Raw genomic sequence first — 8,530 nt, 5'->3', positions numbered from 1 at the left:
AGTCAGCTTTCTTTTTCTTGAAAAGTTCTTATCAGAATCAATACAGAACGACTTAGCATTTGCTGAAACCAGCTTTATTTTGTCCACCAATAAATCTTTTACTTGTTTTGGATTCATATGCGCCTCCTTGAAATTGAGAATTATGCTTACAATTTCAAGGGCCGCTTTCGCTACATTAAAACTAATCAGTAGCGAAAGCGGCCGCACATTTTTTGAAACATGTCAAGTATTTATATAAAAAAAGAGCCCTATATCACTTAAGATATAGAACTCTTATTTCTGTCATCTTAACTTAATGACATTGGCTCAGCGCCCCGGTCTTTTTTTTGATCTTTTTTTGTCCTTATCTTCTTCATAGGTGACGTTTACATTCCTCCGTCATGCGGCTGCCGTTCCATATTGACAAACTTTGTCAGTTCCGGCTTCCACATCAGCTCGACGGTTCCGATCGGACCGTTTCGCTGCTTTGCGATGATGACCTCCGCCACGTTCGGCTTCTCGGTCGCCTTGTTGTAGTAATCATCGCGGTATAGGAACATAATCACATCGGCATCCTGCTCGATCGCTCCCGAATCTCGAAGATCCGACATCATCGGCCGGTGATCCGGTCTCTGTTCACACGCTCGTGAAAGCTGGGACAGCGCCAGAACCGGCACGTTCAGTTCACGGGCCAACGCCTTCAGCGAACGGGAGATCTCCGAAATCTCCTGCTGACGGCTCTCGGAACTGTGTCCTTTGCCCGAACCGCTCATCAGCTGGAGGTAGTCGATGATGATAATGCTGATACCGTACTCCAGTTTGATCTTGCGGCATTTGCTCCGCATCTCCGAGAAAGAGATGCCCGGTGTATCGTCAATCATGATCTTGGAATTTCCGATCACGCCGATTCCCTCTACAACCGCATCCCAGTCCGAATCATTCAGATCTCCGGTACGGAGTTTCTGCGAATCGACCATTGACTGCATGGACAGAACACGGTTGATCAGCTGCTCCTTGCTCATCTCGAGACTGAACACAAGGCACGGGAGATTCTTCTTGATTGCAACGTGCTGAACAACGTTCAGGACAAATGCAGTCTTACCCATGGACGGTCTCGCCGCAATCAGCACCAGATCCGACGGCTGAAAACCGGAGGTCCGGTAATCCAGATCTATGAACCCCGACGGGACGCCGGTTACCGTTCCGGTACTCTTCGACGCCTTCTCAATCTTGTCCAGAACATTCAGCGCCACATCGCTGATCGGAACCAGCTCACCGGTTGTCTTCTTCTCCAGAACATCAAATACCGATTTCTCGGTGTGATCGAGAATCTCGTCCAGCGTGTCTTTTCCCGCATAGCAGAGATTCTCGATCTCCTCGTTCATCCGGATCAGCTTGCGCAGAACCGACTTTTCATAGACAATCTCCGCATATGCCTTCGCATTGACGGAAGTCGGAACCGACGTCATAATATCCCGGACAAACTCCAGGCTTGCCACCTCCGGCGGGACGTTTTTTTCTTTCAGACGGTTCTGTACGGTCACGATATCGACCGGCTTTCCGCTCTCAAAGAGCTCAACGATCGTATCAAACATGATGCCGTACTGCTGCTGATAGAAGTCCGCGCCCGTCACCGTCTCGGCCGCAGCCATGATCGCTTCTTTGTCCATCAGCATCGAACCGATCACTGATCGCTCGGCATCGACACTGTTGGGAAGGACCCTTTTTACCAATGCATCTTCTGCTGCCATCCGTTCCTCCTGATTATCGCGTCACGGGAAGAATCAGGCCTCTACCACGTGAACATCCAGCTTTCCTGTCACGTCGCGATGCAGACGAATCGGCACCTCGGTTACGCCGAAGCTGCGGATCGGTTCCGGAAGAATGAGTTTCTTCTTGTCAATGTCCATCCCGAGCTGATCCTTGATCGCCTTCACGATTTCCTTGGTGGATACGGAACCGAACGCTCTGCCGCCCTCGCCCGCCTTGATCGACAGGGTGATCTTCTTTCCGGCAAGCTCCTCTGCCAGCTGTTTTGCCGCTGCAAGCTCTTCCGCTGCGATCTTTGCGTCATTCGCCTTTCTCAGCTTCAGATCGTTCAGATTCTGCGGAGTCGCCTCCAGACCAAGGTTCTTCTTGATAATAAAGTTTCTTGCATAACCATCGCTGAGCTTTACGATATCACCCTTTTTTCCGACGGATTTTACATCTTCCAGTAATACTACCTGCATGTTATATTTCCCCTTTCTCACTCATCTCATCGATAAGCGCTCTGAGTCTGTCCCGCGCCTCGGCGGTACTGATCTCTTTCACCTGTGCGCCGGCAATCGTGCGGTGTCCGCCGCCGCCGAGCTTTTCCATCATAACCTGAACATTGACTTCGTCAATGGAACGGGCACTGTAGAAGACGGTATCATTGACCTGCGTGATCACAAAGGACGCTTTGATGCCGGTGATATCCAGCATTTCATTGGCCGCCTGCGCTCCGACCACCGTCGGGCTTTCGAGGCCGTCAGCTGGACACTCCGAGATCGCGTACGCGCCCTTGTAGATCTCCATGTTCTGGATGGCCGCCGCCTTTGCGCGGTAATCTTCCGGCTTATCCCGGAGGAGTTTTCTCACGCGCACGACATCTGCGCCGTTCCGGCGGAGAAATGCCGCAGCTTCAAAGGTGCGGACACCGGCCTGATTCATGAAATTGTGCGTATCGATCATGATGCCGGCATACATTGCGTCCGCCTCCAGCGGCTTCACACGGATTCCGTCTCCGATATACTGGAGAATCTCCGCAACCATCTCACAGGCGCTGGACGCATACGGCTCCACATAGGACAAGGTCGGATTCTGGATCAGTTCCGCGCTCTGGCGGTGATGATCGAGAACGACGATGGTGCTGATCTTCTTCAGCAGATCCGGCGCTTCCGTAATGCTCGGGCGGTTGACATCCACCACAACCAGCATGGTGTTGCTGTCCGCCCATTCCGCCGCCTCCTCCGCTGTCGCGAAGAGATCTTCCGGATAATCCGGATTGCCGCGGAATTTCGCCATGATCGGACGGACGGAGGAATTGACGTCATTGACCACAATACGGGACTTTTTGTTAAATGCCTGGGCGATACGCCAGATACCGACCGCCGCGCCGAAACAATCCATGTCGCCGATCCGGTGCCCCATAACGAGGATCTTGTCCTTGGTATCCATGAGCTCTCGCATCGCATGAGCCTTGACGCGGGCCTTGACGCGGGTTGTCTTCTCTACCTGCTGCGACTTTCCGCCGTAATACCGGATGCGGTCGGCATCCTTGACCACCGCCTGATCGCCGCCTCGGCCGAGCGCCATATCGATCGCTGCGCGGGCATACTCATAGTTCTGAAGATATGTCCCGCCGTTCATTCCGATACCGATGCTCAGCGTTACCGCCATATCATTACCGATATTGACGGTTTTTACGTCCTCGAGAATTGAGAAACGGTTCTCACGAAGTTCATCCGTATACTTCTGCTGGATAACAAAAAAGTATTTGTCTTTCTCCAGCTTTTTCACGATACCTTCCATGCGGTCGATGTACTTGGTAATCTTTCGGTCGATCAGCGCCGCCAGAAGAGATCTGCGGACCGCCTCGACGCTCTCCAGCGCCTCATCATAGTTGTCCAGATAGATCAGGCCAACCACCGGTTTTCTGCGGTCCAGCTCCTGCTCATAGGTAAGGAGCTGTGTCTCGTCAAACAGAAAGATCCCGTACATACGGGTCCCGTTAAAATGGTCCATGCCGAGGCGGATCTGCGCCGAATCGTCGATCAGAATCGAGCGGATGCCGACTTCATAGAATTTGCCGCTGTACTCCGTGTGAAGACTGGTGTCGTCCTCCACCTTATAGAGAGTGTTCGCATTCAGCTCCGGAAAAAACGAAGACAGGAATCTGTGATGACCCTTCTCCTCACGGATCAGATTCTCAAACTCCCGGTTCGCCCAGAGGATCCGTCCCTCCTCGTCCGCCAGCACATACGGAACGCTCATCTCGCGAAGGAGCTGGTCCTGCACTTCGGAATACTCCGAAGAAAAACGGACCAGCCCCGCTAAAATCTGTCTTCTGCTGTAGAGCAGGAGCCAGCCGGCGATCAGCACGCCCACGAAAGTGAAGCCCGCCATCGCCGCTCCGGCCTGCGGACTGACCAGCGCGACTGACAGATTGGAGATCACCAGAATCGCCGCCATGATCAGCGGCCATGTCAGATACGCGCGAAACAGCCCCTGCGTTCGGATTCTACCTCTCATTTCATTGTTCCTCTTATCACCGTACTGCCTCACAGATGATATCTGCGCACTTCTGCGGATCAAGAAGCGCTGTGTTCAGAAGAAGATCATAGTTATTGCGGTCTCCCCAGCGCTGACTTGTATAATTCTCGTAGTGGATCCGGCGTTTCTTATCGATCTCCCGCATCATCTTGTCGATGTTCTCCTCCAGTTCGCCGTACTCCTTGAGTGCCCGGCGTTTCCGGCTCTCGTAATCAGCGTAGATGAAGACGCGGAGAACATCTTCCCGGTCTCTCAGAATATAGTCCGCGCAGCGGCCGATGATCACACACGGCCCGCGCTTGGCCCTCTCGATGATCGCTTTCTTCTGCGCAAGAAAGATCTGTTCCGCCAGCGGAAGCTCACTCGGTTTCGGTTCCCGCGGATAGGCACTTCCGTAAATAGTGCCCACCGCAAAATTATAGAGAATGCTGGATGTCAGCTTCTGCTCTTTTGCCGCCACCGTCTCCGCCGGAAAGCCGATCTCCTTCGCCGCCGCGTCGATCAGTTCTTTATCGTAAAACTCGATATCCAGTTTTTTCGCGGTAAGCAGACCGATATTGCGTCCGTCGCTGCCGTATTCACGGCTGATCGTAATGATATTTTTCTTCATGATTGACCCCCCTGTTCTGATTTTTGAACTGCCGCAGCTGTATCTTTGCGGGGTTTCTCTTTGCCTTAATCATACCATAAATCCCGAACAGAAGGAAGAAGGGCCGCCCGAAAAACGGACGGCCCTTCTGATGTTTGATGTTTAATCCAGTATTCGACGTTCTGTCGTTTCCGATTACTCTACTGTGTACGGAAGAATAGCAAGATGTCTTGCTCTCTTAACAGCTACAGTAAGAGCTCTCTGATGCTTTGCGCAGTTTCCGGTAATTCTTCTCGGAAGGATCTTACCTCTCTCGGATACGTATCTCTTCAGCTTGTTTGCATCCTTGAAATCGATCGGCTCTGCCTTGGATCCGCAGAATACGCAAACTTTTCTTCTTCTGTGCATTCCACCGTTTCTTCTCGGTCTTGCACCTTCCGGTCTTTCTGTCTTATTGAATGGCATTTTATTTCCTCCTCGCGGCTTCCGTATTAGTTGAACGGAAGGCCCTCATCTTCAACTCCGTCAGGAATATTTATGAAACCATCGCTTGTCGCCGCTGCAGCGCTTGCCGGCGCCGGACGATCCGGTGCATAGGAAGCGGACTGCGGTGCGCCCATCGGTGCGGAGGATGCGTTCTTGCTCTCCGCGAATTCCTGATCTTCAACGATAACTTCTGTCGTATATACTTTCTGGCCGTCTTTATTCGTGTAACTGCCAGTCTGAATTCTTCCGGATACTACAACCTTAATTCCCTGATGGAAGTATTTCTCCGCGAATTCGCCTGCCCTGTCGAAAGCCACACACGGAATGAAGTCTGCAGTCTGATCGTTTCCGACCTCCGCGCCTCTTCCGGATCTGCGTCTTCTGTCAACTGCGAGGGTGTATCTTGCGATCGCCATGGAACGCTCACCCTGAGAATATCTCACTTCCGGGTCTCTTGTCAGTCTACCCATCAGAATTACTTTATTCATACGATCACTCTTCCTTATTTATGCTTCCGGTCTCATGCATAAGTATCTGAGAACTGGCTCCATAATACGGATTCTGGACTCGATCTCAGCCGGTGCTGTCGGCTCAGCGTCGAAGTGGATGAAATAATAGAATCCTTCTTTTTCTTTCTGGATCTCGTAAGCGAGCTTCTTCTTGCCCCACTCATCGATGTCCTTGATCTGGCCGCCAAAACGCTTTACAAGCTCTTTAATCTGCTCCAGTGCGGCAGCTCTCTGCTCGTCCTCAAGCTTACTGCTGAGAATTACGGCTAACTCATAATTGTTCATGTGTTTCAGAACCTCCTTGTGGTCTCTGACCCCCTGACTCCAGCAGGGAGTAAGGATTGTTGGTATATCACGGCTAACGATTATATCAGAGTTTTCGCAAGCCCGCAAGCGGTTTTTTTATCAAAAAAGATGCTTTTAAACCGTTTCTCCCGCATCGTCTTCTCCGGACGGATAATCGGCGGATATGCAGCGGAAACGACTTTTACAACTTTTCGGGCTTCCGCAGTCCGCGGGTGCTTTTTTCCACGATCCGACGGGCAATCATGATCTGGTGTCCGCATCCGAGACATTCCAGGCGGAAATCCGCTCCGACTCGGAGAATTCTCCACTCAAAACTCCCGCACGGGTGCTGTTTTTTCAGTTTTACGATATCGCCGACTTCATACTCCACTTCCGGTTCCTCCGCTCAAATTCCGCGTTTCATGCTTTATTTCATGCTTGTTTCTTTTCTCGATACCGGTGGTTTTCCGCCGGTCCTTCATGACTCTCCTGCCATCATTCCGGCCCTTCCCCGTTTCCCGGTCAAAGCGTCATATTCTCCATCTCCGCCAGCCCGGCAAATACACGGTCGATATCCTCCGTGATGTTGAGCACATTCTTTCCGATGTGAACATCCAACGGATCGCGGTTGATAACCGCAAGATATTTTCCGCCAAAATAATTGATAAAGGACGCCGCCGGATACACCGTAAGCGATGTACCTCCAATGATCAGCATATCCGCGCCGGAGAGCACGCTCACCGCGCCGGCCACCGCATCCTCCGGAAGACTCTCACCGTAAAGGGTGATATCCGGCCGGATCACACCGCCGCACTCGCAGTGCGGAACCGGTTCTTTCGACTCAAACACATAGTCGGACGGGTAGATTTTCCCGCACTTCATGCAGTAGTTGCGCAGCGCGCTCCCGTGAATCTCATATACCTTCCGGCTTCCCGCCTTCTGGTGCAGACCGTCGATATTCTGGGTCACCACGCCAGTCAGCTTTCCGGTCTTCTCCAGTTCCGCCAGATACCGGTGCGCATGATTCGGTTTAATCTTCCTCGTATCCATCTTCTGCCGGTGAAACTCAAAATACACCTTCGGCTCGTGCACAAGACAGCGGTTGCTGAGCAGATACTCCGGCTGGTATGCCTCGAAGCCGACACTCGGCGTGTTATACAGTCCGTCCTTGCTCCGAAAATCCGGAATCCCGCTGGCGGTCGATACGCCCGCGCCGCCGAAAAACACGATCCTGCTGCTCTCTCTGATCCACTCATTCAGCTGTCTGATCTTATCATCCATAATCCATACCTCTTTCCCTGAGTGTAAACCTTCACGCATATAGCTATTGTACTACGTTTCGGACATCCGTGCGGCACGCCTTTCGGAAAATGATCCCGAATGCATTTCTTTTCCTTATATTCCGTCATAATTCCAAGTTTTATCGACTAATACACTGGATTTTGTAGGAATTGTACAGAATGCGGCTTTCGCGCTTGCTTATAGGAAATTCGTAGTATATAATAACACAAGCCGAATTTCGGGACATTTCCGGTCGATAATTTAAATAGGAAACAATCCGGATCAAGGCACACACAACTGTTATCAAAGATGCGGCACCGTCCGCAGAATATACAGACGGAGGAACAGACATGTCCGAACAATTATTACACATAGAAAACCTCGCTGTCAACGTTGAGGACAAGGAGATTCTTCACGGCGTATCTCTGGATATCAAGCCGGGCGAAACTCATGTTCTCATGGGCCCGAACGGCGCGGGAAAATCCACTCTCGGCTATGCGATCATGGGCAATCCGAGATACACCGTAACCGGCGGTTCCATTCAGTTTAAGGGCGAGGATATCACCAACGCCCCGGTCAACAAGCGCGCGCAGGCCGGCGTATACCTCTCCTTCCAGAATCCGCTGGAGGTTCCCGGTCTTACACTCAGCAGCTTCATCAAGACTTCCGTTGAGCAGAAGACCGGCAAGCACATCCGTCTCTGGGATTTCCGCAAGCAGCTCAAGGCTGCCATGAAGGTCCTGAACATGGACGAGTCCTATGCAGACCGTGATCTCAACGTCGGCTTCTCCGGCGGTGAGAAGAAGAAGGCAGAGATCCTGCAGCTCCTTATGCTGAACCCGGATCTTGCCATCCTGGATGAGACCGATTCCGGCCTCGATGTCGATGCAGTCCGCACCGTATCCCAGGGTGTCGAAGAGTACCAGAAGAACCATGACGGCGCTCTCCTGATCATCACTCACAGCACACGTATTCTGGAAGCTCTGCACGTTGACTACACCCACGTGCTGGCGGACGGCCGCATCATCAAGGACGGCGACGCTTCTCTCGTTGACAACATCAACGAGAACGGTTTCGAGCAGTTCCTGAAGTAATCCGGAAAACG

At 52.0% G+C, this 8,530-nt stretch carries 10 protein-coding genes; 1 reads left to right on the top strand and 9 read right to left on the bottom strand.

Annotated features, from left to right (window positions below; translation table 11 throughout):
- Positions 1–365 precede the first annotated feature (365 nt).
- From dnaB to BR86_RS0112300, 9 genes are all read right to left on the bottom strand, one after another.
- Positions 366–1,730: a replicative DNA helicase gene (gene dnaB, locus BR86_RS0112345; protein ID WP_031474343.1), complete on the bottom strand. Its 1,365-nt coding sequence runs from the start codon at positions 1,728–1,730 to the stop codon at positions 366–368.
- A 33-nt stretch (positions 1,731–1,763) separates the two neighbouring features.
- On the bottom strand, positions 1,764–2,210 hold the full coding sequence (rplI, locus tag BR86_RS0112340) for a 50S ribosomal protein L9 (protein ID WP_031474341.1): 447 nt from the start codon (positions 2,208–2,210) through the stop codon (positions 1,764–1,766).
- A 1-nt stretch (position 2,211) separates the two neighbouring features.
- Complete coding sequence (locus tag BR86_RS0112335; RefSeq protein ID WP_031474339.1) at positions 2,212–4,254, bottom strand: DHH family phosphoesterase; 2,043 nt, start codon at positions 4,252–4,254, stop codon at positions 2,212–2,214.
- Between the two features lie 16 nt (positions 4,255–4,270).
- Positions 4,271–4,885: a cytidylate kinase-like family protein gene (locus tag BR86_RS0112330; protein ID WP_031474337.1), complete on the bottom strand. Its 615-nt coding sequence runs from the start codon at positions 4,883–4,885 to the stop codon at positions 4,271–4,273.
- 174 nt (positions 4,886–5,059) lie between these two features.
- Positions 5,060–5,329 (bottom strand): 30S ribosomal protein S18, encoded by a 270-nt coding sequence (gene rpsR, locus BR86_RS0112325; protein ID WP_031474335.1) that lies wholly within the window; start codon positions 5,327–5,329, stop codon positions 5,060–5,062.
- 26 nt (positions 5,330–5,355) lie between these two features.
- Entirely contained in the window at positions 5,356–5,838 is a 483-nt protein-coding gene (locus BR86_RS0112320; protein ID WP_031474333.1) for a single-stranded DNA-binding protein, read from the bottom strand.
- Positions 5,839–5,856: 18 nt separating this feature from the next.
- The gene (gene rpsF, locus BR86_RS0112315; protein WP_031474331.1) at positions 5,857–6,144 is read right to left on the bottom strand and encodes a 30S ribosomal protein S6; all 288 of its coding nucleotides are present in this window, start codon (positions 6,142–6,144) and stop codon (positions 5,857–5,859) included.
- 202 nt (positions 6,145–6,346) lie between these two features.
- Positions 6,347–6,535, bottom strand: a complete 189-nt coding sequence (locus BR86_RS0112310; protein ID WP_031474329.1) for a DUF951 domain-containing protein — start codon at positions 6,533–6,535, stop codon at positions 6,347–6,349.
- Between the two features lie 131 nt (positions 6,536–6,666).
- On the bottom strand, positions 6,667–7,428 hold the full coding sequence (locus BR86_RS0112300) for an NAD-dependent protein deacylase (protein ID WP_038288717.1): 762 nt from the start codon (positions 7,426–7,428) through the stop codon (positions 6,667–6,669).
- 347 nt (positions 7,429–7,775) lie between these two features.
- On the opposite strand from BR86_RS0112300, the gene sufC reads away from it, so the two are divergent.
- The gene (gene sufC, locus BR86_RS0112295; protein WP_031474325.1) at positions 7,776–8,519 is read left to right on the top strand and encodes a Fe-S cluster assembly ATPase SufC; all 744 of its coding nucleotides are present in this window, start codon (positions 7,776–7,778) and stop codon (positions 8,517–8,519) included.
- Positions 8,520–8,530: the final 11 nt, after the last annotated feature.

The organism is [Clostridium] aminophilum DSM 10710, from assembly GCF_000711825.1.
GTDB lineage: Bacteria > Bacillota > Clostridia > Lachnospirales > Lachnospiraceae > Clostridium_R > Clostridium_R aminophilum.
The sequence above is the reverse complement of the archived record's forward strand: the minus strand, read 5'-3'. Positions and strand labels throughout refer to the sequence as shown.

What these genes read in the sequence shown, in the direction of transcription:
- dnaB (WP_031474343.1), bottom strand. Translation starts at nt 1,730, where the DNA reads ATGGCAGCAGAAGATGCATTGGTAAAAAGGGTCCTTCCCAACAGTGTC.
- rplI (WP_031474341.1), bottom strand. Translation starts at nt 2,210, where the DNA reads ATGCAGGTAGTATTACTGGAAGATGTAAAATCCGTCGGAAAAAAGGGT.
- BR86_RS0112335 (WP_031474339.1), bottom strand. Translation starts at nt 4,254, where the DNA reads ATGAGAGGTAGAATCCGAACGCAGGGGCTGTTTCGCGCGTATCTGACA.
- BR86_RS0112330 (WP_031474337.1), bottom strand. Translation starts at nt 4,885, where the DNA reads ATGAAGAAAAATATCATTACGATCAGCCGTGAATACGGCAGCGACGGA.
- rpsR (WP_031474335.1), bottom strand. Translation starts at nt 5,329, where the DNA reads ATGCCATTCAATAAGACAGAAAGACCGGAAGGTGCAAGACCGAGAAGA.
- BR86_RS0112320 (WP_031474333.1), bottom strand. Translation starts at nt 5,838, where the DNA reads ATGAATAAAGTAATTCTGATGGGTAGACTGACAAGAGACCCGGAAGTG.
- rpsF (WP_031474331.1), bottom strand. Translation starts at nt 6,144, where the DNA reads ATGAACAATTATGAGTTAGCCGTAATTCTCAGCAGTAAGCTTGAGGAC.
- sufC (WP_031474325.1), top strand. Translation starts at nt 7,776, where the DNA reads ATGTCCGAACAATTATTACACATAGAAAACCTCGCTGTCAACGTTGAG.